The organism is Bifidobacterium callitrichos (assembly GCF_008698085.1).
GTDB lineage: Bacteria > Actinomycetota > Actinomycetes > Actinomycetales > Bifidobacteriaceae > Bifidobacterium > Bifidobacterium callitrichos.
Genome location: NZ_RZJP01000005.1, coordinates 164888 through 190962, shown reverse-complemented (window position 1 = coordinate 190962; position 26075 = coordinate 164888). Strand labels below are relative to the sequence as shown.

The following is a 26075-nucleotide window of genomic DNA, read 5'->3' as shown; positions in this document are numbered from 1 at the left end:
GAAGCTAAGGCCTTGCACGGCGATGGTACTGCACCCGAGAGGATGTGGGAGAGTAGCACGTCGCCGCTACCAAACATAGTTGGGCCCCGGTCGAGCAACAGCTCCCGGGGCCCAACCCATACCCACACACCAACAACCATCCAGAAACCTCGGCGGCAATACGGCGTACGCTTGTCCGGGTATTTCCGGCACCATCCGTGAGAACGTACATTGATGACACGCCGCCGTACGTTCCTCCGGACATTCCCGGGAGGCTTCCGGACAACCGTACTCCTACAATCGGTATCCGTACGGTTATCCGGAAACCGATTGATAATACCCGCAAGAACGTACGCTGACAGGCAATGGCCGCATTCGCAGCCTGATTCTTATCGGGCGGACAAGGAGTTCTAGGCATGGCCGACCTCAATCCGCAGTCGCTCGTAACCCTGTGGCGCATCGAACAGTATGGTTCGTTCTCCGCCACGGCCAAGGCGACCGGATGGTCGCAGCCGGCCATCAGCCAGCAGATCAAGAAGCTGGAATCGCAGTGCGGCACCATGCTGGTCGATCGCACGCCGCACGGGGTCGAACTGACCGCCACGGGCGCGATGCTCGCGCGTCACGGCGAGGCGATCGCGGATCGGATGGAACGTGCGGAACGTGAGCTGAAGGATTATCGGGAGCGACGATTCGCGCATCTGACGCTCGTCGCGCCTCCGTCGATCTGCTCGACGATCGCGGCGCGCACGGTCGTCAAACTCGGCATGTACACCGACATCGAACTGAGCCTGACGCAGATGGAGCCGCCCGAGGCGATCGCCCTGATCGCACAGGGCAAGGCCGACGCGGCCGTCGTGTTCCGTTACAGCAGCATCCCCGGATTCCTGCCCATCGGCGACGATCTTGACTTCCAATCGCTCGGCACCGACCCGCTGCGGCTATTGGTGCGACGTTCGAGCGCCATCGCCCGCGCATACGAATCGGACGGGACGCCGGTGCCATTGTCCGCGGCCAGGGATGAACCGTGGATCGCCGGATGCGCGACCTGCCGCGCGAACCTCGTCAAGCTCGCCGCGCGCGCCGGATTCACGCCGGACATCCGCCACGCGACGGACGACTATTGGGCGACGCAGAACCTCGTGGAGGTCGGTATGGGCGTCTCGCTCGTGCCGGCACTGGACACGCATATCAATCTTGGTGAGGACCTCGTCGCCTGTCCGATCACGGATGATTATGCGTCTCGCGAGATCGGCGTCGTCACGCGTGCCGGTGACAAGCGGCCCGCTCTGCAGCCGCTCATCGAGGAACTCAAGCGTACCGCGTTGAGATACCTGATCGGCGGCAAACCGGCCTGAGAACGGAACACGGGTCGATAAGCAATCTTGCCAACGCCATCACGATTCCGGGGAGCGGCGTCGTTGAGCGGCCGATCCACGCCGGGAACAATGGGCGTCATGGATACGAAGAGCATCATCATCGACCGTCCCATGAACGAGACGGAGACCGACGGCGGCTTCGACGCCGCGCGCATCGACGCGGAGAGCATCGAGGAACTCGAACGCATCGGTTCGGACAAGTGGACGCGTCACCCCGGATGCATCGGGGCGTTCATCGCGGAGATGGATTACGGACTTGCGCCGTGCGTCGCCAAGGCCATCGAACAGGCGACCGAACGCGGAGCGCTCGGCTACATCCCCGACCCGTGGAAGAAGGAGGTCGCGCGATCCTGCGCCGCATGGCAGCTGCGCTACGACTGGAACGTCAACCCGGCGGTCATCCGCCCGGTGCCGGACGTGCTCGAGGCGTTCGAGGTGTTCCTGCGCGAGATCGTACGCGCCGGTAACTCGATCATCGTGCCGACGCCCGCCTACATGCCGTTCCTGAGCGTGCCGCGCCTGTACGGCGTCGACGTCATCGAGATCCCGATGCTGCGCGACGACGCGTCAGGGGAGTGGCTGTTCGACTTCGACGCGATCGAGAGCACGTTCGCCGCCGGCTGTCACGCGTTCACGCTGTGCAATCCCCATAATCCGATCGGCAAGGTGCTCACGCGCGACGAGATGCTGCGCATCTCCGATCTCGCGGAGAAGTACGACGTGCGCATCTTCTCCGACGAGATCCACGCGCCGTTCGTCTACCGGGGGTACACGCACGTGCCGTTCGCCTCGATCGACGAGCGGACCGCGAGGCAGGCGTTCACGTCCACATCCGCCTCGAAATCGTTCAACATCCCCGGCACCAAGTGCGCGCAGGTGATCCTCACCAACCCCGACGACCTCGACCTGTGGATGCGCAACGCGGAATGGTCCGAGCACCAGACCGCGACCATCGGCGCGATCGCCACCACCGCGGCCTACGACGGCGGCAGCGCATGGTTCGACGGGGTATTGAAGTACATCGAGCGCAACATCGCGCTGGTCGATGACGAGATGCGCACGCGCTTCACGCGTGTGGGCTACATTCCGCCGCAGGGCACGTACATCGCGTGGCTCGATTTCTCGCCGCTGGGCATTGACGATCCGGCCGCGTACTTCCTCGAGAAGGCCGGAGTCGCCTTGACCGACGGCCGCGAATGCGGCGAGTGCGGCGCCGGATGCGTGCGCATGAACTTCGCGATGCCCTATCCGCTGCTCAGGGAGTGCTTTGATCGCATGTATGAGGCGTTGCGCGCGGACGGGCTGTGCAGCGAATCATTCTCAATAGCAAACGTGTGAGCCTACGAAGTACGCGAATCGCACATGCCTGACGTCGAAAGGGCGCAATTCCGGGCTTTTTCGACATGTGCGATTGTGCGGGAATGTGTGATTGGCTCACACGTTTCTTACTGAGAACGATTCGCTGTAAGCTGACAGGCATGTACACCGACATCATCTTCGATTTCTGCGACGTGCTGGTCGACTGGAGGCCGCGACGCGCCGTCGAGGGCCTGTTCCCCGACGACGTGCTCGACGCGCTCTTCGACCGGCACGACCCGTTCGGTTTCTGGCATTACGACATCCTGTCGGACCTTGGCTGGAGCGAGGAACAGGTCCTCGCCGAGTACGCGTCGCGGCACGGCATCGGAGAGGAATCAGGCGGCAAAGTGCGTCAGCTGGAGGCGTACGCCGCGTATTTCCGGCGTCAGCGACTCGCGCTCGCCGGCATGCTGCCGGGCATGGCCGCGCTGCTGCGCGATCTGGACGCGGCCGGCGTACGCTGCTGGGGGCTGACCAACTTCACCGTGAAATACGTGGACGCGGCGCGCGAACTGTTCCCCGCGCTGAACATCCTGCGCGATGTGGTCGTATCCAGCGCCGAGAAAATCCACAAGCCCGACGCGGAGATCTACCGTCGGGCGGTCGCGCGGTTCGGCGTCGACCCGGAGCATACCGCGTTCGTCGACGACAAGCAGCGCAACGCCGACGCCGCGTCGGCCGCCGTACCGGGCCTGACCGGCATCCGGTTCGTTGACGAAGCGACGCTGCGCCCCTTGCTGCTCGGGCAGTGAGAGTCAAGATGAGAGTATGAAGCATACGATGCGTGTCAAGGTGTTCATTCGTGAGCGTGTATGCCGGTCGGAGTTCGATGCAGGGGACGTCCCCGGCAGATTGGTACATCTGCTTGCGCTCGAGAGCGGTGGCTACTGCAGCTGACCGAATACGTCTATAAACACGGTCGTCACGGCTGGCTCATCAAGACCTTATAGTGGTGCATATCGGTGATGCGATTTCAAGGGAGAAACGAATGGACAATTCAAGCGAGATACCTGTCGAATCGGATGCATGGCGTGACGGGATGATCAAGGATCTCACCCTGATGCTGTTGTGGCTGACATCATGGGATGAGAGTTCCAAGACCGAGGGCGCCAAACCCTTGCTGCGCTCGTGGGTCAGCTACAGCTGGGGCGCCGTGGATGCGCTACGTGATGAACAACTGGTAGAGGGGCGCAAGGGCAACAAGTCCGTCTATCTGACGGAGCAGGGAGTTGGTCTCGCCAAGGCATTGGTCGATCGGTATCGGATCATGACCGGTGGTGGCGCTGCGAACGGTGTGCATCATGCGCATCATGACATGTTCGCGGAGATGATGGAAGACATCGACACTCTCACCGAGCAGGAAGCGCAGATGGTGGTGATGTCGCTGATGGCACGCGCGGCAGGTCGTCCTGACCTCGATCCCTCTGATGAACGGAACGATCCCGAACACGTCTTTGGTCCGCACGGATTGGTGACGATGCTGGAAAGCGATGGCGACCAATCCCGTGCGGATCGTTCGGGCCTCGATCAGTTCCGCGGATACGCCAGCTACGGTGATTCAACACCGATGGATGATATCGCCGAACATATTGACACGAAGTACGTAGACGTCGATGATCCGCGTTCCTTCCTGTTACGCGTGACTTTGCGTCTATACGATGCGACGTCACCTGACGGCAAGCCACTGGTGTGCTGGCGTGAAATCGAGATGCCGGCCGGATCGTCCTTCACCGACCTGCACATGGCCATCCAGCATGCGTTCGACTGGAAGGACTACCACCTATGGAACATCCAGCTGAACAGTCGCGGTGTGAAATACCAGTTGGAGTCCTCGTCGAACGAGAATTCGTTCGACGACTACTGGAGCCGGCGTACGCCCGCCGACGCGGACACCGTGCGTCTTGATGAAGTGTTCCCGCGCAGCCGCACCGCGCTGTACACGTACGATTACGGCGACAACTGGGAACACGAGATCAAGCTTGTCAAGACCAACAAAACAAGCGAGATCGAACATCCCACGGTTTGTGGGAGTGAGGGTGACGCACCTCCTGAAGACGTCGGAGGACCATGGGGGTTCGCCGAGTTCCTCAAGGCGTATACCGACCCGAACCACCCCGATCACAAGTCCATGGTCGAGTGGAAGAAAGGGATCGATTCACTGTGACGTCATGTTGATGCGTCAGCTGCCGCTGTCGATGTACACCCAGCCGCGCTCGGCGTCGGGCGAGCCGGGCGCGTAGGCGTAGTAGTCGTGCCAGCCGGTCGTTGTACCCCGGTTGAACCCGTATCCGTAGGCGCTCTGGTGCGCGCAGGTGAAGTCGGTGGTGAATACGGCGACGTGGTCGATGCCGTACTTCCTGATGGCGCTGTACACGGAGGAGCCGCTGTCCGCGCCCGAGTTCTCGACCATCCGAACCTCCAAGCGCAGCATGTCGTCCGAGCGGGTTTCGTCGAAGGTGACGCTGTCGATCGAACAGCCGTGCAACGACTGCTTGCTTTCAAGCATGGCGTCTATCGCGTCGTCGATCTGCGCGTGCATGAATCCGGTGCCGTCCGTGGCGATGACGTATCGCGTATGACTGGTGTCGAGCGGTTTGTACGGCAGCCAGATCCAGAAATACGCGATGACGGCGAGCGCGACGACGACCGTCAGCGCCTTCCAGTGCCGCGCGATCGTCCGCAGCATGTTCATGTCGCCAAGGTTCATGATGTCAAGGTTAGTCGCCCTTGGTATCAGGCGGTCCGGGCCGCGGCCGTGCGCGTCGGGTCCTTCTGCAATGTCAGGAAGACGAGGGCGACGACGAGGAGGATCGCGATGGACAGGACGCCGAGGGAGGCGTTGCCGGTCAGGGTCGTGGTCGTGGCGACGAGGAACGTGCCGAGGATCGAAGCCGTCTTGCCGAAGATGTCGTAGAGGCCGTAGTACTCGTTGGCGTGCTCCTTGGGGATGATCTTGCCGTAGTAGGAGCGGGAGAGCGCCTGGATGCCGCCCTGGAACATGCCGACCAGAATCGCGAGGATCCAGAATTCGACGGCCGACTTGAGGAAGAACGTGGCGAAGAACACGATGCCCATGTACGCGACCACCGCGGCCATGATCATCGGCTTGCATCCGAAGCGGCCGGCGAGACGCCCGTAGATGATCGCGCACGGGAAGGCGACGAACTGCGTGACCAGCAGGGCGACGACCAGCTGGGTCGAGTCGATGCCGAGCTGCGTGCCGTACGACGTGCTCATCGAGATCACGGTGTTGACCGCGTCGATGTAGAAGAAGAACGCGATCATGAACATCCACAGCGGCTTGTTCTTCACGAGCTTGCGCAACGTGCCGGCCAGTTCGGTGAACGTGCCGCGCACGGCCTCGGCGGCGTGGTCGCGGGTGGCGCGGTAGTGGACCTGCGTGTAGCTGGTGATGAGCGGGATCGTGAACGCCACCCACCAGATGGCCGTGATGATGAACGCGGCGCGCGTGCAGGCGGCCGTCGACCAGCCGAGGATCGAGGGGCCTGCGAAGATCAGGGCGATGCAGGCGATGAACGGGATCGTCGAGCCGACGTAGCCCCAGCCGTAGCCGTGCGAGGAGACCTTGTCCATGCGTTCGTTCGAGGTCGTGTCGATGAGCATCGAATCGTAGAACGTGAGCGAGCCGTTCAGGCCGATCGTCGCCAGCACGTAGACGATGAGGAACGGCAGCCAGGTCAGCGGCAGGGCCATCGCGCAGCACATCACCACGCCGGTGCCGAAGAAGCCGAGGAAGAACTTGATCTTCATGCCCTGCACGTCGGCGATCGAGCCGAGCAGCGGCATGAGCAGGGCGATCACCAGCGAGGCGATCGTCTGCGCGTAGCCCCACGCGGACACGATGTTGCCGTCCGCCGGCATCAGCGACTTCGCGTAGATCGGGATGACGGCGGTCGACAGCAGCACGAACGCGGAGTTGCCCACGTCGTAGACGATCCACTTCTTCTCACGCGCGGTGAGCCTGGCGGAGGCGGGCAGGGCCGCGGCGGTGCTTTCGGACATGTTCACTCCTCGACGAATCCGTGGGGGCGTTCGGTGGAACGTCCAGACCATCTTTAATCGTACGGATGCGTGGCGCCGGTGTGGGCCGTGCATAGGTGAACGCAGGATGAACTTATGTCGAGGCGCATATAGGCGCATAGAGGAGACGTTTCTTAGGCAGATTTTGCGTTTCCTAGGCAGGTCGCGTCCTGATCACGTCCTGTGCCCGGCGCGGGAGGCGCGGAAAACCAACGGTTTCTTTCGTGCCTCCCGCGGTCGCCGACCACCCGCCTGCCTAGGAAGTGAGAAAAGTGTCTAGGAAATGGTCATGTCAGTGCGAGGACGGCGATTCGGACGGCGATTCGGGATCCACTCCGGCGAGCTGGATGGCCTCGTCGGCGGACGGGCAGACCGGCACGCCGGCGTGGGAGCGCTGGATGGCGATCGAGGCGGCCGCGTTGGCGATGTTCACCGCATCGGCGAGCGACCAGCCCTTCGCGAGCATCGCGCACATCGCGCCGGTGTGGCAGGAGCCGGCGGAACGCGTGTGGACACCCTTGGTCGGGTAGCCCTCGACGTGCAGCACGTCACCGCCCGGCTCGCGCACCCATGCGCCGCGTGCGCCCGCGCGTACGATCAGCGGGGCGCGCAGCGTGTTGCCGAGTGCGTCGCACAGCGCGTTCATCGCCTTGTCGAAGCCGCCGCCGACGGTGAGGGTGTCGCCCTCATCGAGGGCGATGCCGAGGCGTTCGGCCAGCGTCGTCGCCTCCTGGCGGTTGCAGGACCAGATCGGGCGGGCCAGCACCAGATCCTCGAGCAGATGGTCGTTGACGAGCTTGAGCGTGTTCGTGGGGTTGATGACGAGGTGGTACGGCCGCTTCCTCGGATCGCTGCCGGCGCGGTCCATGAATTCGTCGATGCCGGCAGCCGTGTGGTCGAGCAGCGTGTTGCCGGAGATGTGGACCACGTCGCCGGCGCCCGGTTCGAGCGTGTCGAACGTGTGTTCGTCGCCTCGCGCCTCGGCGCCGTAGTGCGCGACGAACGTCTTGCGGCCGTCGCCGTCGTGGAAGACGAGACGGAATCCGGAGTCCACGTCGAGCCGGCTCGGTCCGACGTGGACGATGCCGTCCTCCTCGTACGCCTTGCGGATCATCGACGCCCATACGCCGTTGCCGATGACGCCCGCGTGCTCGGCGGGCACGCCCATGCGGCTGACCGCATCGAGTACGCGGTAGCTGCCGCCGATCGCCGGATGCGCGGCGTCCGCGACGGTGAATCCGCCGCTCGCCGGCAGCGAGTCCACATCCATCATGATGTCGACCCACACCTGACCGAGCGAGATCACGGAGGGGGTGTGGTCCTTCGCCTCGCGCTCGCGGTTGCGTTCCTCCTCCTTGTGGCGGCGCAGCTCCTCCTCCGCCTCGGCCTTTCTTCTGGCGATGAGCTTGCCGAGCATGGTCTCCTCGTTGACTGTCAATCCGAGCATCGTGTCCTCCTTGTGCCCGTGGAACCTCCGAATGTTTTATGTTGTCGGGTGCTGCAGGTTCCGCATCCTTGCGTGCGCCTGTGCCCCTGCTTTCAGTTCTACCGTGATTCTATGCGAACACGCTGGAAGCGCAATGGACAATATCCCGACGCTGATCCGTTTTTCCGGCGGGTTCGATGACGGTTTGACGCCGGATCGGAGGCTCGTGGCGGGTAGCATACCACGCCGTGGTTGCGTTTGTCCCCATTTCAGGATATATTCGTGAAGTTGTGTGTTCGGCTAGATGCAATCGGCGCATATCTGCATAGACCTATAGTCATATGCCCGATGTGTGTAGACGCGTCCGGCCGGAACGCGAAAAGACTTGACAGTCAAGGTTAAAGGGAGTCCATCATGGCAGCTCGTTGTGCAGTGTGCGGCAAGGGTCCGCAGGTCGGATACACCGTGTCTCACTCGCATATCCGCAACAAGCGTCGCTTCCGCCCGAACCTTCAGCCGGTGCGCACCACCGTCGACGGCCAGAACGTCCGTATCGCCGTGTGCGCCAAGTGCCTCAAGGCCGGCAAGGTCCAGCGCGTGGTTGCGTGAAGTGCGCGATAGCATAAGCGTTACGAAGCCCCCATCGGTTCGCCGATGGGGGCTTTTGCTATTGGCGTAGGCTCGCGTGGTCGGGAGCAGTGTGGCGTTGGCCGGTGCCGTCCGCGTATGCGGGAACAATGGATTGCCATGAGCATCAAGCTGGCTACCCGGGTCGCCTCGCTGCTGGCGAACAAGCGGCGTGCATCCACGCTCAAATCGTTCGGCATCAGAACCATCGGCGACGCGCTGACCTACTATCCGTTCCGCGTGTCCGATCCCGTTCCCGCACGCGCTGTAAGCGAGGCGCGGATCGGCGAGCCGATGGCGTTCGTGGCGACGGTCGTCTCGTCGCGCGTGGCGACCGGTCGGATGCTGCGACTCGAGGTCATCGTCGACGACGCCATCTATGCGGCGACGCGCGGCGTCGCCTCCGGCAGGGCCCGCCTTGTCTTCTTCTCCGGCAAACGCAGCTACATCGACTGGATGGCCGCCCGGCTCACCAACGGCGCCACCGTGGTCGTCGCCGGCACCGCGGGCGAATACATGGGCCAGTTGCAGTTCACGCATCCGCAGATCCTCACCGTGGCGCCGGGCAATCCGCTCGGCGGCAACACCCGCGCCGCACGCGCCGCCCGGGCCGCCGACCCGTGGCTCGCCTTCTCCCCGGACATCGACATCGAACGCAAGGTGCGCGACCGCTCCCCGCGCACTCAGCGCAAGCCCTCCTACGATGCGCCCTCGCCGATCGAGGGTCTTGCGCGCGTCTGCCGGCCGCGACCCGTCTATCACGCGTCCGCGCGACTGTCCAGCGAACGCATCCACGAGACCATTCTGAGCCTGATGTGGGCGCTCGGCGGACGTGACATCGCCGCGCCCGGCACCGACGACATCATCCTGCAGTCGCGCGGCGACGAGGAGGAGTTCACCGGCACGCTCGCCAAGGCCATCCCCGACGTGCTGCCCGAGGACGTGCGCGCCGCACGCGGCCTCATGCACCGGGCCGACGCGTTCCGTGCGATCCACGACCCCAAGACGGTCGAACAGTTCCACAAGGGCATCGAGACGCTGCGCTACGAGGAGGCGTTCGTCTGCCAGAGCGCCCTGCTCAAGGCGCGCAACAGCGCGCATCAGTCGCCCGCCACGCCCTGCCCGCTGAACGAGGGTGAGGGGGAGGACAAGGGCGGCCTGCGCGACCGGTTCCTCGCCTCGCTGCCGTTCACGCTGACCGACGGCCAGCGTACGGTCGTCGACGACATCGCCCGTGACATGTCCGGCGAGCGTCCGATGCGCCGTCTGCTGCAGGGTGAGGTCGGCTCCGGCAAGACCGTCGTCGCGCTCGCCGCGATGATGCAGGCGGTCGGAGCGGGGCATCAGGCCGTGCTCGTCGCTCCCACGCAGGTGCTCGCCGAACAGCACCATGACTCCATCGGCCGGATGGTCGAGGGACTGGACGTGCCGGTCACGCTGCTGACCGGCGGCATGCGGCTCGCGGCCCGGCGCAAGGCGCTTGCGGCCGCGGCCAGCGGCGAACCGGGCATCATCGTCGCCACGCACGCCGCATTCTCCAAGACGTTCCAGGCGCCGAACCTCGCGCTCGTCGTCATCGACGAGCAGCATCGCTTCGGCGTCGAACAGCGCGATTCCCTCAGCGCCGAATCGGCCGACGGCACCGTGCCGCACCTGCTGGTGATGACCGCCACGCCGATCCCGCGCACCGCCGCGATGACCTGGTTCGGCGATCTCGACATCTCGTGGCTGACCGAACTGCCCGGCGGGCGCAAGCCGATCCGCACGATCGTCGTCGACGAATCGGACGGTCCGACGATGGGCCGCATGTTCGCGCACATCCGCTCGCGCATTGACGCGGGGGAGCGCGCGTACATCGTGTGCGCCCGCATCGACGCGGACGGTGCCGATGCCGCGGATGGTGCCGGTGACGCCGATGCCGCGGACGACGCGACGGGCGGGGACGACGGCATCGACGACCTGTTCGAGGTGCTGGACGAGAACGGCGATGCCGTCGCCCGGCCGCCGCTGCATTCGGTCGCGGAGATCACCGAGCGGCTCAAGGCCCTGCCGCAGTTTCGGGGCGTGCGGTTCGCGACTCTGACCGGACGCGACAAGGACGACGTCAAAACCGCCGTCATGGCCGATTTCGCATCCGGCGAGACGCCGATCCTCGTCGCCACCACCGTCATCGAGGTGGGCGTCGACGTCAGACAGGCCAGCTGCATCGTCATCTTCGACGCCGACCGGTATGGTCTGTCCCAGCTGCATCAGCTGCGCGGCCGCGTCGGGCGCGGTGGCACCGACAGCTGGGCGTTCCTCGTCTCGCGCGCCGAGGCCGGGTCGATCGCCGCGCAGCGACTGGACGTCATCCGCGGTTCGCTCGACGGCGCCGAGATCGCCAAGGCCGATCTTGAGCTGCGCGGCGCTGGCGACGTGCTCGGCGACGCGCAGTCCGGCGCGAAATCCAGCCTCAAGCTGCTGCGCGTCGTCAAGGACGCCGATCTCATCGTCGACGCGCGCGAACGCGCGGAGCGTCTGCTCGCCGACGACCCGGATCTGTCCGGCAACCCGCAGCTCGCCGGCGCCGTGCTCGATTTCACGCGCGGCAACGAGACCTTCCTGACCTCCAACTAAGGTCGATCATCATGCGTGTGATTTCCGGACGATTCAAAGGCATGGCGCTGACCACGCCGAAAAGCGTGACCCGCCCCACCACCGACCGCACCAAGGAGGCGATCTTCTCGCGTCTCGACTCGTGGGGCGTGCTCGACGACGCCCGCGTGCTCGACCTGTTCGCCGGTACGGGCGCGCTCGGCATCGAGGCGCTCTCGCGCGGGGCCCGCGAGCTCGTCGCGGTCGAGGCGAACGGTCCGGCGGCCGCGCTGATCGCGAAGACGCTCGGCGCGTTGAAGCGCAATCGCGCGTGGACGGCCGATCTTCAGGCCCGCGTGGTGCGCGCGAAGGCCGAGAAGTTCGCGGAGCCGACGCACCGGGATGCTGCGGGCGATGGCGCGGTGGCGATCTCGCCCGCGGTGGCCGCCTACGACGTGATCTTCATCGACCCGCCCTACGCGTTCGAGACCGAGGCGTGCGAGAAACTGCTCGCCGATCTGGCTGCGTCGGGCATGGCGGGCGAGGGTACGGTGATCGTGCTGGAACGCTCCGCGCGCTCCGACGACCCCGTTCCTCCCGAGGGGTGGGGGGTGACCGATCGCCGTGACTACGGCGAGACTGCCGTGTTCTACATCGAGCGCTGAGGCTCGTTGGCTTTTCGCGGGCGAGATCGCGCTGTCTGGGATATCTCGTATCGTGGTATCCGTAAGCGATGGCTCGAAACGAGATATCTCATGATGTTGGATCGTGACGGGCCGGGACACGATCACATGAAAGGGACATGAACCATGTCGAACTTCGTCGAGGAACTCGAAAAGCGCCGCTCCCAGTACGCCCTGACCGACGCCTCCCCGATCAGCGATCAGGAGATCGCCGACCTCGTCAAGAAGGTCACCGTCGAGGTGCCGAGCGCCTTCAACTCCCAGCCGCAGCGCGCCGTCGTCCTGTTCGGCGACGCCAACCAGAAGCTGTGGGGCATCGTCAAGGAGACCCTGCGCAAGGTCGTCAACGACGATGAGCAGTTCAAGTCCACCGAGGCCAAGATCAACGCCTTCGCCGCCGGCCACGGCACCGTGCTCTTCTACGACGACGAGGACGTCACCAAGCAGCTGCAGGAGAACATCCCCGCCTACGCCGCCAACTTCCCCGGCTTCGCCCGTGACGCCGCCGGCATGCTGCAGCTCGCCGTGTGGACCGCGCTCGCCGACAAGGGCCTCGGCGCCTCCCTGCAGCACTACAACCCGCTGATCGACGAGGCCGTCACCGCCGAGTTCGGTCTGCCGGCGAGCTGGAAGCTGCAGGCCCAGATGCCGTTCGGCGTCATCGCCCAGCCGGCCGCCCCGGTCGACAAGCAGCCGGCCGACACCCGCGTCAAGGTGTTCGGTCTGTGATCGATGGGTGGCTGGTTCCCCGGGAACCAGCCACCTGCTCACACCCTTCTCGGGTGGGCCGAGGAGACCTCCCAGCCGAGCGTGATCAGCGTCTTGCGGTCGGCCTTGTCGAGCGACTTGCAGTCGAGCCGCTCGATCAGGTCGGGGCGGATCTGGCTGGTGCGCTCCAGCGCCTCGTCGCGACGATAGCGGTCCACCTTGCCGTGGTCTCCGGACAGGAGGATGTCCGGAACCTTCAAACCCCGCCATTCGGCGGGTTTCGTGTACTGGCGATGCTCGAGCAGGGCGTTGCTTCCCGTGTAGGATTCCTCGACGATGGAGTCGGAGTTGCCCATGAATCCCGGGATCAGGCGGGTGATCGCCTCGAGCATCACCGAAGTGGCGACCTCGCCGCCGTTGAGCACGTAATCGCCGATCGAGTACTCGCGCACGTCCACGCCGCGCGAACGGTAGTACTCGGGGATGCGCGCGTCATAGCCCTCGTAGCGTCCGCAGCCGAACAGCAGGTGCTCGGCGTGGGAGAGCTCGGTCGCGTCGCGCTGCGTGAACAGCGGTGCCGACGGGTTCGGGAAGATCAGGACCGGGCTATCCGCCGGCTCTGGCCCCAGCAGCTCATCGAGGCATTCGGCCCAGACACTGGGTTTCATGACCATGCCCGCGCCGCCGCCGACCGGGGTGTCGTCGACCGAGTGGTGCACGTCATGCGTCCAATCGCGCAAGTTATGCGCCGTAATGCGCAACAGGCCCTTGTCCTGCGCCTTGCCCATCAGACTCAGGTTCATCACGTCGAAATACTCGGGGAACACGCTCACGATATCGATCTTCATAACCATCCACCCTATCGCAAGGGGTGCGGGCGGCGGGGCCGCACTCGAGGTTCACGGATTGTTCATGTCGGGTTCCATCGGGCGGGTGACGGCATGCGCTATTGATAGATAGCAACACGAGACAAGGGAGCGGACGATGGCGGCACGCAAGCTGATTCTGGATCTGGACACGGGCATCGACGATACGCTGGCGATCGCCTACGCGCTGGGCAGCGGCGACGAGGTCGATCTGATCGGCATCACCGGCACGTACGGCAACGTCACCGTGCGCCGGGGCGTGCGCAACTCGCTCGCCGTGCTGCACCTGTTCGGACGCGACGACGTGCCCGTCTACCCGGGCGTCGACCATCCGCTCGCCTACGATCCCGCGGTGAACGGACCGTGGGAGCCGAGCGCCGGATCGGTCGCCGTCCACGCGCCCAACGGCGTCGGCGGCGCAACGATTCCCGATTCGCCGCGCGCGAGCGAACCGGACGGCTCCGCGGTCGACTTCATCATCGACGCGGCGCGCACGTACGGCGAGAACCTCGTGATCGTGCCGACCGGCGCGATGACCACGACGGCCACCGTCCTCAAGACCGCGCCTGACGTCAAGGACTCCGGCGCGCGCATCACCCTGATGGGCGGGGCGCTCACCGTGCCGGGCAACGTGAGCCCGGGCGCCGAGGCGAACATCTCCCAGGACCCCGAGGCCGCCGACTACCTGTTCCGCTGCGGCGCGCGCACCACGATGATCGGCCTCGACGTGACCCACCAGACCGCGCTGACCCGCAAGGGCACGGCCGTCTGGCGCGCCCTCGGCACCCCGGCGGGCGATTTCCTCGCCGACATGACCGACTACTACATCGACTTCTACCTCGCCCACCAGCCCGAGATCGGCGGATGCGGCCTGCACGACCCGCTCGCCGTCGCCGCCGCGCTCGACCCGATGCTCGTCACGACCCTCGGCGTGAACCTGAAGGTCGATCTGGACGGCGCGTTCCGCGGCCGCACGATCGGCGACCGGGCGCGCCTGGCCGATCCGGACAAGCACACGCAGGTCGCCCTCGGCGTCGACGTGCCGGAGTTCCTCGAGAGGTTCATGACGCGCATCACCGCCCTCGCGGCGAAGTGACGGGGAGCCGCCCGCCCACGTCTCGCATGCTGGCGCTGCATGCGAGACAAGCCGGGGGTATAGGAAAACCCGATAGCGCTCACGATTCGCGCCAAATCAGGGAACGATAGCAGGTCATCAGTTTCTCTGATGGCAATCGGCCCTGAAACGGTTCGATTCGAGTTACTGTGTTTGTTCGACTAGGAAAAGAGGCGAACAGACATGTCGGAAGTGACGGCACCAGCCGGAGGGACGAAACGCGGATCGGCCGCGGCACGCAGTACGGCCACAGGCGCATCCGCAGACAGATCACCGTATCTGCGCTCGTCGATCATCGTCGGCGGCGTCATCGTCCTGCTCTTCGTGGCCCTCGCCGTGTTCGCCGGACCCCTGTCCGCGATCACCGGCAACGACCCGTACGCCGAGCACCCCGAGGCGCTCGCCGGCTCGGTGCCGGCCGGATTCGGCGGCGGCATCAGCGCCAGCCACTGGTTCGGCGTGACCCCGCTGCGCGGCGTCGACCTGTTCTCCATCGTGGCGTACGGCTCGCGCATCTCACTGGGCATCGGCCTGTTCTCCTCGGTCATCTCGCTGGTGATCGGCGTGGCGCTCGGCCTGCTCGCCGGCTATTTCCAAGGACTGGCCGACGCGCTGATCTCCCGCACGATGGACGTGTTCTTCGGCTTCCCGTTCCTCATCTTCGCGATCGCCCTGTCGGTGGTCGTGCCGCAGAGCTTCCCGCGCCCACTGCTGCTCACGCTCGTCCTCGGCTTCTTCGGATGGCCGGGCATCGCGCGACTGGTGCGCGGCCAGACCCTGACTCTGAGCAAACGCAACTTCGCCGTGGCCTCGCGCGTGATGGGAGCCTCCCCGGCCCACGTGCTGTGGCACCAGATCCTGCCGAACCTCATGCCGCTGCTCATCGTCAACGTGACCCTGTCGATCCCGGGCCGCATCGGCGCCGAGGCCGGCCTGTCGTTCCTCGGCGTGGGCATGAACCCGCCGACCCCGTCCTGGGGCCGTTCGATCTCCGACGCGGTCCAGTGGGCGCTCGTCGATCCGATGTACCTTCTGTTCCCGGGTGGCGCGCTGTTCCTACTCACCTTCGGCTTCAATCTGCTCGGTGACGGTCTGAGCGACGCCATCGATCCGCGCAAGGGGGTCCGCGCATGAACATCCTCGCCTACATCGGCAAGCGCATCGCCAGCTCGCTGCTGGTCATCCTCCTGATCACGCTGGCGCTGTTCCTCATCTTCTTCCTGCTGCCCACCAACCCCGCGCAGCTGTCCTGCGGCAAGCCCTGCACGCCCGAGCAGTTGAGCCGCGTCTCGGCGTTCATGGGCACCGACCAGCCGTGGTACATCCAGATGGGCAGCTACATCGCCGGCATCTTCGTGGGACGCACCTTCGGCACCGGCGGCGGCGCGGTCGTGTGCGACGCACCGTGCCTCGGCTACTCGTTCCGTCTCAACGAATCCGTCAGTCAGCTGATCGCCGACCGCTTCCCCGTCACCGCCTCGATCGCGGTGGGCGCGGCCGTGCTGTGGCTCATCATCGGCGTCGCCAGCGGCGTGTGGGCCGCCCTGAAGCGCGATACGCTCGTCGACCGCACGCTGCTCGGCCTGTCCGTCGTGGGCGTGTCCGCGCCGTCGTACCTGATCGGCCTGCTCGCCGTGATCGCGTTCGCGCTGAGCATCCAGATCTTCCCCTCCGGCGGATACGTGAACTTCAGCCAGGACCCGGTGCAGTGGCTCTACCACCTGATCCTGCCGTGGCTGGTGCTGGCGATCCTGAGCGCCGCCGGCTACACGCGCATCACGCGCACGCAGATGATCGGCGAGCTGAGCCAGGACTACATCCGCACCGCCCGCTCGAAGGGCGTGCCCGAGTCGGTCATCGTGTTCAAGCACGCGCTGCGCAACGCGATGCTGCCGGTCATGACCATGTTCGGTCTCGATCTGGGCGGCCTGCTCGGCGGCGCGGTCCTGACCGAGAAGGTGTTCTCGATGCAGGGACTGGGCGCGCTGCTGCTCGACTCCGTATCGAATCTGGATCTGCAGGTGCTCGTCGGGGCGACGCTGTTCGCCGCGGTGCTGGTGATCATCGCCAACCTCATCGTCGACATCTGCTACAGCCTGCTTGATCCGAGGGTCACGCTGGGCAGGAACTGACGCCATCAGCGGCATTTCCGATTTCACAAGACTTGCCGGACCGATCGAGGGCCGGCGCAAAAGAAGAGGAGACAACCATGACCAACAAGCACGTGGTGCGCGCCGCGATCGCCGGCGTGTGCGCGGCGGTGCTCGCCTTGTCGGGCTGCGGCGCCAGCAACAACACCGCCAACGGCACGGCGAACGGCCAGTCGACCGGCGCCACCGGCGGCACGCTGAACGTTCTGCTGTCCAGCACCGAGATGGACCTCGACCCGGCCAAGAGCCAGGGTCTGCCCATCACCACCAACGGCAACATCTTCCGCCGTCTGACCGCATGGAAGATCACGCAGGGCGGCGAGACCAAGGTCGTGCCGGACCTCGCCACCACCACCGGCGAGCCGAGCGACGACGGCAAGACCTGGACCTACACCCTCAAGGACGGCATCAAGTTCGACGACGGCACGACGATCACGTCCAAGGACATCAAGTACGGTCTCGAGCGCTCCTTCGCCGACTCCCTGACCGGCGGTCTGAGCTACCACAAGACGCTGCTCGTGGGCGCGCAGGACTACCACGGTCCGTTCGACGGCAAGCATCTCGACTCCATCGAGACCCCGGACGACAAGACCATCGTCTTCCACCTGAACGCCCCGTTCGGCGACTGGCCGTGGGTGGCCTCGCTGGCCGCCTTCACCCCGGTGCCCGAAGGCAAGGGCCCGGCCTCCGGCTACGGCAAGACCCCGGTCGCCTCCGGCCCGTACAAGGTCGAGTCGAACGAGGCCGGCAAGCAGGCCGTGTACGTGCGCAACAAGTACTGGGACAAGAAGACCGACCCGGTGCGCACCGCAGGTCCCGACAAGATCGTGTTCAAGATGAGCCAGGACACCTCCGTGGCCGCCCAGTCGATCATGCAGGGCACCGGCGAGGGCAAGAACTCCTTCCTCTCCGGATTCGTCCCGCCGGCGCAGCTCGCGCAGGCGCAGGCCAACCCCGCCTACCAGAAGCTGCTCGCCACCAGCGGTGACGGCGCCCTCGAATACCTCGCCATCAACACCAAGCGCGTGACGGACCTGAAGGTGCGTCAGGCCATCGAATACGCCGTCGACAAGAAGGCCTACCAGACCGCCTCCGGCGGCGAGATCGCCGGCAACTTCGCCACGACCCTCATCACCCCGGGCATCGCCGGCCGCGAGAAGTACGACCTGTACAAGGCCGACTCCACCGGCGACGTCGACAAGGCCAAGCAGCTGCTCAAGGAGGCCGGCCAGACCTCCCCGAAGCTCAAGCTCATCGCCACCTCCGATCAGGCCGAGACCGCCTCCTCCATCCAGACGAGCCTCAAGCGCGCCGGCATCACGGTGGACATCCAGACCCTGAACGACGACGTCTTCTCCGATGCGGAGACCAACAACGAGGGCGACTATGACCTCGTCATCAGCGGCTGGCAGCCGGACTTCCCGTCGCCGTACGCGAACATCTCCCCGCTGTTCGACTCCTCGCAGATCGGCAACGGCAACTACAACCTCGCCCGCTACTCCAACCCGGAGGTCGACGCCCTCATCAAGAAGGCCACCGAGACCATCGACCAGAGCGAGGCCGGCAAGATCTGGGCCGAGACCGACAAGAAGATCATGGCCGACGCCCCCGTCGTGCCGCTGATCTACTCGAAGAACACGTTCATCCACGGATCGAACGTCACCAACTTCGTGATCGGCAACTTCCCGGCATACCCGGACTACAACCAGGTCACGCTCGCCAGCGCGAACTGACCCGGTACCCAAATCCCAAGCCAATGACCAGTGAATGCGCCCCGCGAGCCCACCCGGGCACGGGGCGCACCCCATACTTTTCCCAAGTCTTCGTGATCTCATGACCAGCCAAGGAGCAGCAATGAGCGAGCCGCGCGCGATCGTCACCGTCGACGGACTGTCCGTCAGTTTCGACGAGCGGGAGGTGACCCACGGCGTGAGCCTGAAGCTCTACCCGGGGCGCATCACCGCGCTGGTCGGTGAATCCGGCTCCGGCAAGTCGGTGACGGCGATGGCGCTGCCCCGACTCGACCCGTCCGTGGCCAGCGTCAAGGGCCACGCGTTCCTCGATGAGGGCGGCGACGGCGACGACGCCGGCAGGGATGCCGGCAGGGACGCCGCATCCGGTCATGACATCGACCTGCTGGCGGACAACGCGCCGCTGCAGCGCATCCGCGGCGAATACATCGGCACCGTGTTCCAGGAGCCGTCCACCGCGTTCAACCCGGTGTTCACGCTGGGCATGCAGGTCGCCGAATCGCTCAAATACCATCAGCGGAACCTCAGCGCCGCCCAGCGTAAGGCGAAGGTGCTCGAGCAGCTGCGCGAGGTCGGACTTCAGGACGCCGAACGCGTCTGGTCGTCGTATCCGCATGAACTGTCCGGCGGACAGCTGCAGCGCGTGATGATCGCGATGGCGATCATCAACCGCCCCAAGGTGCTGATCGCCGACGAGCCGACCACCGCGCTCGACGTGACCACCCAGCAGGCCATTTTGAAGCTCATCTCCTCGCTCGCGGCCGAACTCGATCTCGCGGTGCTCCTGATCACGCACGACATGGGCGTCGTGTGGCAGGCCGCGCAGGACGTGTACGTCATGCATGACGGCGTGATCGTCGAACAGGGGAGCGTGGGCGAGGTCTTCCGCAATCCGAAGGACGACTACACGAGGATGCTGCTGGCGGCGGTGCCGAGGCTGCACGTCGAGGAATCGGCTGAGCCGGCGATCGCCACGGTGCGCGAGCCCGAGCCCGGCAAGCCGGACGTGTCGGGCCAGCCGGAAAAGTCGGACGACGCCGGCGAGCGCGCCGCGCTGGGCGATGGCAAACGCGCGGCGTCGATCGAGGGCGTGTCGGTGGCGTATCGCCCCGGCAAGTACGCGGTGGAGGACATCTCGTTCGATCTGGTGGCGGGGCGCACCCGCGCGCTGGTTGGCGAGTCCGGCGCGGGCAAGACCACGATCGCCAAGGTCGTCTCCGGCCAGCTTTCCCCGACGCGCGGGCGTGTGCTCATCGACGGCGAGGATCTGGCCAGGGCGCATGGGCGTCGCAAGCGCGGGATCCTGTCCCATATGGGGTACGTGTTCCAGGACAGCGGTTCGGCGTTGAATCCGCGTAAGAGCGTCGCGTGGAGCATCAGCGAGCCGATGAGCGTGCAGGGCGGGTTCTCCCAGGCCGACAGGCGCAAGCGTGTGCTCGAGCTGCTGGATCAGGTGGAACTGCCGGCCGATGTGGCCGATCGTTTCCCGCATCAGCTGTCGGGCGGTCAGCGTCAGCGCGTCGGCATCGCGCGTGCGCTGGCGCTGAGCCCGTCGCTGCTGATCGCCGACGAGCCGACGTCGTCGCTTGATGTGACGGTGCAGCGTCGTGTGCTGGATCTGCTGCACCGTCTGCAGGTTGAGGAGGGGTTCGCGTGTCTGTTCATCACGCATGATCTGGGCATCGTGCAGGAGGTGTCCGATGTGATCACCGTGCTGCGCAACGGGCATGTCGTCGAGTCCGGCGCGACCGATGAGGTGCTCAACCGTCCGCGTGCGCAGTACACGCGGACGCTGCTCGACGCCTCGCCGAAGATCGATCTGTGATCCGGGGATGATCCCCGGATCGATCACATCCCCGGGATTCCCGGGATCAGCCCGCCCGGCGGGTCGAGGGTGAGATAGCCCTCCTCGAGGTCGATTTCGGGGACGATCTCGTCGACGAACGGCACGAGCGCGGTCTTCTCGACCACCGGCGTGCCGTCCTTGGCGGTGCCGACCGTCACCGGTTCGGCAAGGCGGATCTTGAGCAGGGACTGGGCGGGGGAGTCGATCACGTCGACGACCTTGCCCACCACATGCCCGCCCTCGACGCCGAGCGCGTTCTCCTCGTCCATGCGGGCCTCGAGGCCGATGAGATCCTTCGGATACCATTCGTCGGCTTCGAGCATGTCGTCGGGATCATCGGCCTCGCCGTACAGCATGGTGCCGTTGAGGGCTTCGGAGGCGTTGCGATCGTCGCAGCCTTCGAGCTTGATGATCCATCGGTTCTTGAACGTGCGAGAGGATTCGACGGTGTACTCCGTCTCGCCGTCCTCGGAATACAGCACCGACCCGGGTTCGAAGCGCCATTCCGGTTCGTCGGTGAAGATCTGTACGGTGACCTCGCCCTTCATGCCCTGAGCTCGGCCGATACGACAGACCCTCAGCAGCTCGGGCTGCTGAGGGTCGTCCTGCATAGTGTGCTGATCAGTCATGCTTGGCAGTGTAGCCTATGGCCGTCACCGCCGTCACATCCGATCAGCGTGGCTGTCATCCCGCGTGGGTCAGCGGCGCACATCCATGATGTCGACGCGCACCTTGTGGTCGGACAGGGCCTGCACCACCGTGCGGATCGCGTTGGCCGTGCGGCCGGAGCGACCGATGACGCGGCCGATGTCCTCCGGGTTCACGCGCACGCGAAGCAGTTCGCCGCGCGCGTTCTCGTGGGACTTGACGGACACGTCATCCGGGAAATCGACGATGTTCTTGATGAGATGTTCCACTGCCTGTGCGAGCATGACCAGCCTTCCTTATGCGTTATGCCTGTTGGGGCAAGCTCACTCGGCGTCGGCCGGAGCGGCTTCCTCGGCCGACGCCTCCTCGGCGGCGGCAGCGGCCTCAGCCTCGGCCTTGGCCTTCGCCTCGGCTTCGGACTTGGCGGCCTTGAGCTTCTGCGCCTCGGCCTCGACGGCCTCGATGCGGGCGGCGGCATCCGGGCCGGCCTCGACGGTCTTCAGGGTGCCTTCGGCGCCTTCGAGACCCTTGAACTTCTGCCAGTCACCGGTGATGTTCAGCAGCTTGTAGACCTGCTCGGTCGGCTGGGCGCCGACACCCAGCCAGTACTGGGCGCGCTCGGAGTCGATCTTGATGGTCGACGGCTGGGTGTTCGGATCGTACGTACCGATCTCCTCGATGGCGCGGCCATCGCGCTTGGTACGGGAATCCATGACGACCACGCGGTAGTACGCGTAGAACTTCTTACCCATGCGCTTGAGACGAATCTTGGTTGCCAAAACGGCTCTCCTTGTAAATGTTGGTTTGTGGAATCGGTTCGCTTTGTGGGGCGCAGCTCGCCGAGCCCACGTGTTCCTCGCGGCACGGGGTGTAGAGGGCGCCACGCACGCGCGAATAACTGAGCCATTGTAACGTCGCATCGCGACTGCGCGACACGCTGGTCAGGCCAGCGTGATCGTCCCCGTCAGCGCCAGATGATCGGTGTTCCTGACATGGACCGGGGCGACGTTCGAGAACGTGACGCCCGGCGTGGCGAGGATGTGGTCGAGTTCGATGCGAGGCCACGGCAGCCAGCTCGGGAACGTGAGACACGGCCCGGTGCCCTGCGTCAGGCTCGCGTCGCGGAACCGGCCGCCCGTCCGTCCGCGCCCGCCGAGCAGCGCGCGGAAGCTCGGGTGATCGGTCGAGGAGTTGAGGTCGCCCATGACGACCGCGATGTTGCGATCGCCGATGTGCTTCGCCTCGGCGAGCGCGCCGAGTCCGCGGATGCCGGCCGACCAGTCGCGGCAGCCGCGCATCGGGGACTTCGGATGGGCCGAGGCGATCGTCGCCGTGCGATCGCCGGCCAGACGCAGCGTGATCGCCGGTACGTCGGCCGCGGGGATCGCGACGACGTTCGCCACGGCCGCGGCGGGCTCGAGCGCCGAGAACAGCATGTTGTATCCGCCGTTGTCGCTGCTCTCCTTCGGCTCGCCCGACTGTCGGTAGGGAAGCAGACTCTGGATGCCGGCCGTCTCGAGGCGTGCGACGAGATCGTCGTTCACCTCCTGCAGGGCGAGCACGTCGATATGGCGATCGCGCACCTCGGCGACGATCCGCTCCGCGTCGGCACGTCCGTACCGGCAGTTGAGCGTCATCAGGCCGAGCCGGGCGGGGAGTGTTTCACGAGACGTTTCACGGTCGTCGGAGCCGCCGGCATGTGTTTCACGGGTTGTTTCACGCGACGTGCCGGCGGCCGTGGGGCCGCCCTTGCCGCCTCGCGGATTGAGGCTCTTCGACCAGTACTCGCTGCGACGCGTCGTCGAGGCGAGCGCCACCGCGATCAGCATGCACATCACGCCCCACTCGTGCGCCACTGCGGCGACGAGTGCCGCGGCGCCGAGCGGCACCCACAGGAACGGGATCAGCGCGATCATGTACGGCAACGGCATCCACGCCTCCAGACCGGCCGGCAGGTTCGCGATCGCCACCCATATCGCGCCGATCAGCATCACCACATACAACACCGTCACCAGCATGGTTCACCCCTTCCCGAATCAGTGGAGCAGACCCGCCAGTCCGCCTCCGAAGTTCGGGGGCAGTTCGCCGCCGTTGGCGTCGAGCGCCTCCTGGATCCCCGCGGGCAGGGCCGGGTTCTGCGGCTTCTTCGCGAACGCCGAGCCGCCGGACGCGCCGGACTTCTTGCCGGCGAGCTTGTCGCGCAACGCCTTCTCCTCGGCCTCGCGCTTCATCGGGTTGCCGGACTTGCCCTTGCGCTTGTTCTTGCCCTTGCCCTTCTTGCCGCCGCCCATGGCCGGACCGCCGAAGCCGGGCATGCCGCCGCCGACGCGGTTGGACATGCGCTTCATCATCTTCGCAGCCTGCTCGAAACGCTGCAGCAGCGCGTTGACCTGCGAGACGGTCGTACCCGAACCGTAGGCGATGCGCGCGCGGCGGGAACCGTCGATGATCTTCGGATCGCGACGCTCGGCCGGGGTCATCGAACGGATGATCGCCTCCGTACGGTCGATCTCGCGCTCGTCGAACTGCTCCAGCTCCTTGCGATGCGCGGCCATGCCCGGGATCATGCCGAGCAGCGACTTCATCGAACCGAGCTTGCGCACCTGCTGCAGCTGGTCGAGGAAGTCGTCCAGACCGAACGAGCCGTCGGAGATCTTCGTGGCGGCCTTACGGGCCTCCTCCTCGTCGAACTGCTTCTGCGCCTGCTCGATCAGGGTCATGATGTCGCCCATGTCGAGGATGCGCGAGGCCATACGATCCGGGTGGAAGACCTCGAAGTCCTTGAATCCCTCGCCGGTGGAGGCGAACAGGATCGGCTTGCCGGTGACGGACGCCACCGACAGGGCCGCGCCGCCTCGCGCATCGCCATCGAGCTTGGAGAGCACCACGCCGGTGAAGTCCACGCCCTCGTCGAACGCCTTCGCGGTCTTGACCGCATCCTGACCGATCATCGCGTCGATGACGAACAGGATCTCGTTGGGCTGCACGGCGTCGCGGATGTCGCGCGCCTGCTTCATCAGCTCCTCGTCGACGCCCAGACGGCCGGCGGTATCGATGATCACCGTGTCGTACAGCTTCTGCCTAGCGAACGCGATCGAATCGCGCGCCACCTTCACCGGGTCTCCGGTCGTCAGACCCGGAGCGGACACCTCGTCGCCGCCGTCCGACTGCACGCCCTTCTCCGGGGCGTACACCGGCACGCCGGCGCGCTCGCCGACCACCTGCAGCTGCGTCACGGCGTTCGGACGCTGCAGATCGGCCGCGACCAGCAGCGGCGTGTGACCGGAGTCCTTCAGCCAGTAGCCGAGCTTGCCGGCCAGCGTGGTCTTGCCGGCGCCCTGAAGGCCCGCGAGCATGATGATCGTCGGCGGGTTCTTCGCGAAGTTCAGCGGACGGTCGACGCCGGCGCCGAGCACATCGGTCAGCTCCTCGTCGACGATCTTGACGACCTGCTGCGCCGGGTTGAGCGCCTGCGACACCTCGGTGCCGAGGGCGCGTTCGCGCACACGTGCGGTGAAGGAGCGCACCACCTCGAGCGCCACATCGGCGTCGAGCAGTGCGCGGCGGATCTCGCGGATCGTGCCGTCGATGTCCGTTTCGGAAAGCTTGCCCTTGCTCTTCAGATGCTTGAACGCATTCGAGAGCTTGTCAGTCAAAGAACTAAATGCTGCCATAATGGGTTCAGTCTAGCCGCCACGCGGGAAAACCGGCGGTGGTCGGACGCCGGGCTCGGGCGTGGCCGGGCCCGATGCGGACTCAGCCCGGAGCATAGCCGGGTCGGGGGTATCCGGTATCATAGAGGGGCAATAAAAATCCGTGGAATGTGATCACGGCGGCCATGACGGCCGTGTTTTGACAATTTCCTGGACACCACCGAGCTGACTGCTGTGAGCCACTCCCGCCGGTGCGAATACCGAGACGGGCAAGGGCCAACGCGGACAGCCAAGCACCGGAAGGCCCATCCATGAGCAGTACCCCCAATCAGCATCAGAACCACAATCAGAACAAGAACCACAAGGCCATCGAGCGCCGCGCGCTCACCGTCGGCATCGTCGTCAACATCGCCCAGGTCGCGGCCGGCATGGTCGTCTTCCTCATGACCGGCCTCAAGGCCATGTTCCTCGACTTCTCCTTCACCGCGATCTCCGTGCTCTCGGGGCTTGTCGCGGTCTACCTGTCGCGCCGCACCGTGCGCACCACCGAACGCTTCCCCAACGGCATGTTCGCCCTTGAGCCGATCTACGCGATCGCCAAGGCCATCCTCACGCTCTCGCTGCTCCTCTACTCCCTGCTCGACGTCATCCAGGTCGCCTACAACTACTTCGCGCTCGGACAGGGCGAGCCGATCGTCACCGGGCCGGTCGTCATCTACGAGCTCTTCGCCGTGGCGGCCTGCTTCTGCCTGTGCGTCTACTACCGTTCCCGCAACCGTTCGATCCGCGATTCCAGCACGATGCTGAACGCCGAGGCCAACAGCTCCTTCGTCGATGGCGTGATGTCGGCCGGCGTCGGCGCCGTGGCGGTGATCCTCATGATCCTGCCCGCGGGCGGCCCGCTCGGGTTCCTGCACTACACCGGCGACTTCTTCATCACCGTGGCGCTGGTCATCGCGACCATCAAGGAGCCGTTCGGCGTGTTGAAGGAGGCGTTCGTCGAACTGGTCGGCGGCGTCCATGACGACGACGAGACGAACGCGCACGTGGAGTCGGTGGCGCAGCGGCATCTGCCGGCGAACACCGAATACGACAAGACCCTGATCTTCAAGACCGGCATGAACTACACGGTCGACGTGTACCTCGCCGGCACCGGCGACACGATCGACGTGGCCGATCTCGTCGAGTGCAAGCGGTCGCTCGAACGCGAGCTCAAGCGCCGCCTGCACATCGTTGACGTCGACTTCGTCTTCGACTGACCGGGGTCTGAT

Annotated in this window: 23 protein-coding genes; 14 read left to right on the top strand and 9 right to left on the bottom strand. The window is 65.5% G+C overall.

Translation table 11 applies throughout. The features are described 5' to 3' along the window. The first annotated feature begins 395 nt into the window (after positions 1-395). From EMB92_RS11310 to EMB92_RS11295, 4 genes are all read left to right on the top strand, one after another. Positions 396-1337 carry a LysR family transcriptional regulator gene (locus tag EMB92_RS11310; protein WP_150394948.1) on the top strand — a complete coding sequence of 314 codons (942 nt, stop codon included), beginning with the start codon at positions 396-398 and terminating at the stop codon, positions 1335-1337. A gap of 99 nt (positions 1338-1436) precedes the next feature. After that, on the top strand, positions 1437-2696 hold the full coding sequence (locus EMB92_RS11305) for a MalY/PatB family protein (protein WP_150394947.1): 1260 nt from the start codon (positions 1437-1439) through the stop codon (positions 2694-2696). A gap of 140 nt (positions 2697-2836) precedes the next feature. Beyond that, positions 2837-3469 (top strand): HAD family hydrolase, encoded by a 633-nt coding sequence (locus EMB92_RS11300; RefSeq protein ID WP_150394946.1) that lies wholly within the window; start codon positions 2837-2839, stop codon positions 3467-3469. Between the two features lie 236 nt (positions 3470-3705). Beyond that, positions 3706-4881 carry a DUF6429 family protein gene (locus tag EMB92_RS11295; protein ID WP_150394945.1) on the top strand — a complete coding sequence of 392 codons (1176 nt, stop codon included), beginning with the start codon at positions 3706-3708 and terminating at the stop codon, positions 4879-4881. A gap of 15 nt (positions 4882-4896) precedes the next feature. Here EMB92_RS11295 and EMB92_RS11290 read toward each other — a convergent pair whose 3' ends face one another. The 3 genes from EMB92_RS11290 to EMB92_RS11280 form a co-directional block, all read right to left on the bottom strand. Next, positions 4897-5424: a hypothetical protein gene (locus EMB92_RS11290; protein WP_150394944.1), complete on the bottom strand. Its 528-nt coding sequence runs from the start codon at positions 5422-5424 to the stop codon at positions 4897-4899. Positions 5425-5450: 26 nt separating this feature from the next. Continuing rightward, positions 5451-6740: an MFS transporter gene (locus EMB92_RS11285; RefSeq protein ID WP_150394943.1), complete on the bottom strand. Its 1290-nt coding sequence runs from the start codon at positions 6738-6740 to the stop codon at positions 5451-5453. 310 nt (positions 6741-7050) lie between these two features. Continuing rightward, positions 7051-8205 carry a PfkB family carbohydrate kinase gene (locus EMB92_RS11280; protein WP_223847720.1) on the bottom strand — a complete coding sequence of 385 codons (1155 nt, stop codon included), beginning with the start codon at positions 8203-8205 and terminating at the stop codon, positions 7051-7053. 393 nt (positions 8206-8598) lie between these two features. On the opposite strand from EMB92_RS11280, the gene rpmB reads away from it, so the two are divergent. The 4 genes from rpmB (at position 8599) to EMB92_RS11260 (ending at position 12797) form a co-directional block, all read left to right on the top strand. Further along, positions 8599-8793 carry a 50S ribosomal protein L28 gene (gene rpmB, locus EMB92_RS11275; RefSeq protein ID WP_043166896.1) on the top strand — a complete coding sequence of 65 codons (195 nt, stop codon included), beginning with the start codon at positions 8599-8601 and terminating at the stop codon, positions 8791-8793. Positions 8794-8931: 138 nt separating this feature from the next. Beyond that, positions 8932-11427, top strand: coding sequence for an ATP-dependent DNA helicase RecG (locus tag EMB92_RS11270; protein WP_150394942.1), 2496 nt, complete (start codon positions 8932-8934; stop codon positions 11425-11427). 11 nt (positions 11428-11438) lie between these two features. Further along, positions 11439-12050 (top strand): RsmD family RNA methyltransferase, encoded by a 612-nt coding sequence (locus tag EMB92_RS11265; RefSeq protein ID WP_150394941.1) that lies wholly within the window; start codon positions 11439-11441, stop codon positions 12048-12050. Positions 12051-12194: 144 nt separating this feature from the next. Next, positions 12195-12797 (top strand): nitroreductase family protein, encoded by a 603-nt coding sequence (locus EMB92_RS11260; RefSeq protein ID WP_150394940.1) that lies wholly within the window; start codon positions 12195-12197, stop codon positions 12795-12797. Positions 12798-12835: 38 nt separating this feature from the next. Here the strand turns inward: EMB92_RS11260 and trmD are convergent, their stop codons facing one another. Next, entirely contained in the window at positions 12836-13624 is a 789-nt protein-coding gene (gene trmD, locus EMB92_RS11255; RefSeq protein WP_150394939.1) for a tRNA (guanosine(37)-N1)-methyltransferase TrmD, read from the bottom strand. 136 nt (positions 13625-13760) lie between these two features. Between trmD and EMB92_RS11250 the strand changes: the two genes are divergently transcribed. From EMB92_RS11250 to EMB92_RS11230, 5 genes are all read left to right on the top strand, one after another. Further along, a complete protein-coding gene (locus EMB92_RS11250) occupies positions 13761-14738 on the top strand; it encodes a nucleoside hydrolase (protein WP_150394938.1) in 978 nt (325 codons plus the stop codon). A gap of 201 nt (positions 14739-14939) precedes the next feature. Further along, positions 14940-15890 carry an ABC transporter permease gene (locus tag EMB92_RS11245; RefSeq protein ID WP_043166908.1) on the top strand — a complete coding sequence of 317 codons (951 nt, stop codon included), beginning with the start codon at positions 14940-14942 and terminating at the stop codon, positions 15888-15890. Then, positions 15887-16888 carry an ABC transporter permease gene (locus EMB92_RS11240; protein WP_043166910.1) on the top strand — a complete coding sequence of 334 codons (1002 nt, stop codon included), beginning with the start codon at positions 15887-15889 and terminating at the stop codon, positions 16886-16888. Before EMB92_RS11245 ends, EMB92_RS11240 begins: the two co-directional genes overlap by 4 nt. Before the next feature lie 77 nt (positions 16889-16965). Next, positions 16966-18639 (top strand): ABC transporter substrate-binding protein, encoded by a 1674-nt coding sequence (locus EMB92_RS11235; protein ID WP_150394937.1) that lies wholly within the window; start codon positions 16966-16968, stop codon positions 18637-18639. Positions 18640-18760: 121 nt separating this feature from the next. Beyond that, on the top strand, positions 18761-20482 hold the full coding sequence (locus EMB92_RS11230) for a dipeptide ABC transporter ATP-binding protein (RefSeq protein WP_150394936.1): 1722 nt from the start codon (positions 18761-18763) through the stop codon (positions 20480-20482). A 23-nt stretch (positions 20483-20505) separates the two neighbouring features. On the opposite strand, the gene rimM is transcribed toward EMB92_RS11230, so the two are convergent. The 5 genes from rimM to ffh form a co-directional block, all read right to left on the bottom strand. After that, a complete protein-coding gene (gene rimM, locus EMB92_RS11225; RefSeq protein WP_150394935.1) occupies positions 20506-21132 on the bottom strand; it encodes a ribosome maturation factor RimM in 627 nt (208 codons plus the stop codon). 69 nt (positions 21133-21201) lie between these two features. Beyond that, positions 21202-21435, bottom strand: a complete 234-nt coding sequence (locus tag EMB92_RS11220; RefSeq protein ID WP_003828241.1) for an RNA-binding protein — start codon at positions 21433-21435, stop codon at positions 21202-21204. Between the two features lie 39 nt (positions 21436-21474). After that, on the bottom strand, positions 21475-21930 hold the full coding sequence (gene rpsP / locus EMB92_RS11215; protein WP_150394934.1) for a 30S ribosomal protein S16: 456 nt from the start codon (positions 21928-21930) through the stop codon (positions 21475-21477). Positions 21931-22092: 162 nt separating this feature from the next. After that, positions 22093-23166 carry an endonuclease/exonuclease/phosphatase family protein gene (locus EMB92_RS11210; protein WP_150394964.1) on the bottom strand — a complete coding sequence of 358 codons (1074 nt, stop codon included), beginning with the start codon at positions 23164-23166 and terminating at the stop codon, positions 22093-22095. A gap of 21 nt (positions 23167-23187) precedes the next feature. Continuing rightward, positions 23188-24825 (bottom strand): signal recognition particle protein, encoded by a 1638-nt coding sequence (ffh, locus tag EMB92_RS11205; RefSeq protein ID WP_043166921.1) that lies wholly within the window; start codon positions 24823-24825, stop codon positions 23188-23190. Positions 24826-25115: 290 nt separating this feature from the next. On the opposite strand from ffh, the gene EMB92_RS11200 reads away from it, so the two are divergent. Continuing rightward, complete coding sequence (locus tag EMB92_RS11200; RefSeq protein ID WP_150394933.1) at positions 25116-26063, top strand: cation transporter; 948 nt, start codon at positions 25116-25118, stop codon at positions 26061-26063. Positions 26064-26075 lie beyond the last annotated feature (12 nt).

What these genes read in the sequence shown, in the direction of transcription:
- trmD (WP_150394939.1), bottom strand. Translation starts at nt 13,624, where the DNA reads ATGAAGATCGATATCGTGAGCGTGTTCCCCGAGTATTTCGACGTGATG.
- EMB92_RS11300 (WP_150394946.1), top strand. Translation starts at nt 2,837, where the DNA reads ATGTACACCGACATCATCTTCGATTTCTGCGACGTGCTGGTCGACTGG.
- EMB92_RS11310 (WP_150394948.1), top strand. Translation starts at nt 396, where the DNA reads ATGGCCGACCTCAATCCGCAGTCGCTCGTAACCCTGTGGCGCATCGAA.
- EMB92_RS11200 (WP_150394933.1), top strand. Translation starts at nt 25,116, where the DNA reads ATGAGCAGTACCCCCAATCAGCATCAGAACCACAATCAGAACAAGAAC.
- EMB92_RS11230 (WP_150394936.1), top strand. Translation starts at nt 18,761, where the DNA reads ATGAGCGAGCCGCGCGCGATCGTCACCGTCGACGGACTGTCCGTCAGT.
- EMB92_RS11290 (WP_150394944.1), bottom strand. Translation starts at nt 5,424, where the DNA reads ATGAACCTTGGCGACATGAACATGCTGCGGACGATCGCGCGGCACTGG.
- rpmB (WP_043166896.1), top strand. Translation starts at nt 8,599, where the DNA reads ATGGCAGCTCGTTGTGCAGTGTGCGGCAAGGGTCCGCAGGTCGGATAC.
- EMB92_RS11250 (WP_150394938.1), top strand. Translation starts at nt 13,761, where the DNA reads ATGGCGGCACGCAAGCTGATTCTGGATCTGGACACGGGCATCGACGAT.
- EMB92_RS11285 (WP_150394943.1), bottom strand. Translation starts at nt 6,740, where the DNA reads ATGTCCGAAAGCACCGCCGCGGCCCTGCCCGCCTCCGCCAGGCTCACC.
- EMB92_RS11240 (WP_043166910.1), top strand. Translation starts at nt 15,887, where the DNA reads ATGAACATCCTCGCCTACATCGGCAAGCGCATCGCCAGCTCGCTGCTG.
- EMB92_RS11220 (WP_003828241.1), bottom strand. Translation starts at nt 21,435, where the DNA reads ATGCTCGCACAGGCAGTGGAACATCTCATCAAGAACATCGTCGATTTC.
- EMB92_RS11295 (WP_150394945.1), top strand. Translation starts at nt 3,706, where the DNA reads ATGGACAATTCAAGCGAGATACCTGTCGAATCGGATGCATGGCGTGAC.
- EMB92_RS11260 (WP_150394940.1), top strand. Translation starts at nt 12,195, where the DNA reads ATGTCGAACTTCGTCGAGGAACTCGAAAAGCGCCGCTCCCAGTACGCC.
- EMB92_RS11265 (WP_150394941.1), top strand. Translation starts at nt 11,439, where the DNA reads ATGCGTGTGATTTCCGGACGATTCAAAGGCATGGCGCTGACCACGCCG.
- ffh (WP_043166921.1), bottom strand. Translation starts at nt 24,825, where the DNA reads ATGGCAGCATTTAGTTCTTTGACTGACAAGCTCTCGAATGCGTTCAAG.
- EMB92_RS11270 (WP_150394942.1), top strand. Translation starts at nt 8,932, where the DNA reads ATGAGCATCAAGCTGGCTACCCGGGTCGCCTCGCTGCTGGCGAACAAG.
- rimM (WP_150394935.1), bottom strand. Translation starts at nt 21,132, where the DNA reads ATGACTGATCAGCACACTATGCAGGACGACCCTCAGCAGCCCGAGCTG.
- EMB92_RS11235 (WP_150394937.1), top strand. Translation starts at nt 16,966, where the DNA reads ATGACCAACAAGCACGTGGTGCGCGCCGCGATCGCCGGCGTGTGCGCG.
- EMB92_RS11280 (WP_223847720.1), bottom strand. Translation starts at nt 8,205, where the DNA reads ATGCTCGGATTGACAGTCAACGAGGAGACCATGCTCGGCAAGCTCATC.
- EMB92_RS11305 (WP_150394947.1), top strand. Translation starts at nt 1,437, where the DNA reads ATGGATACGAAGAGCATCATCATCGACCGTCCCATGAACGAGACGGAG.
- EMB92_RS11245 (WP_043166908.1), top strand. Translation starts at nt 14,940, where the DNA reads ATGTCGGAAGTGACGGCACCAGCCGGAGGGACGAAACGCGGATCGGCC.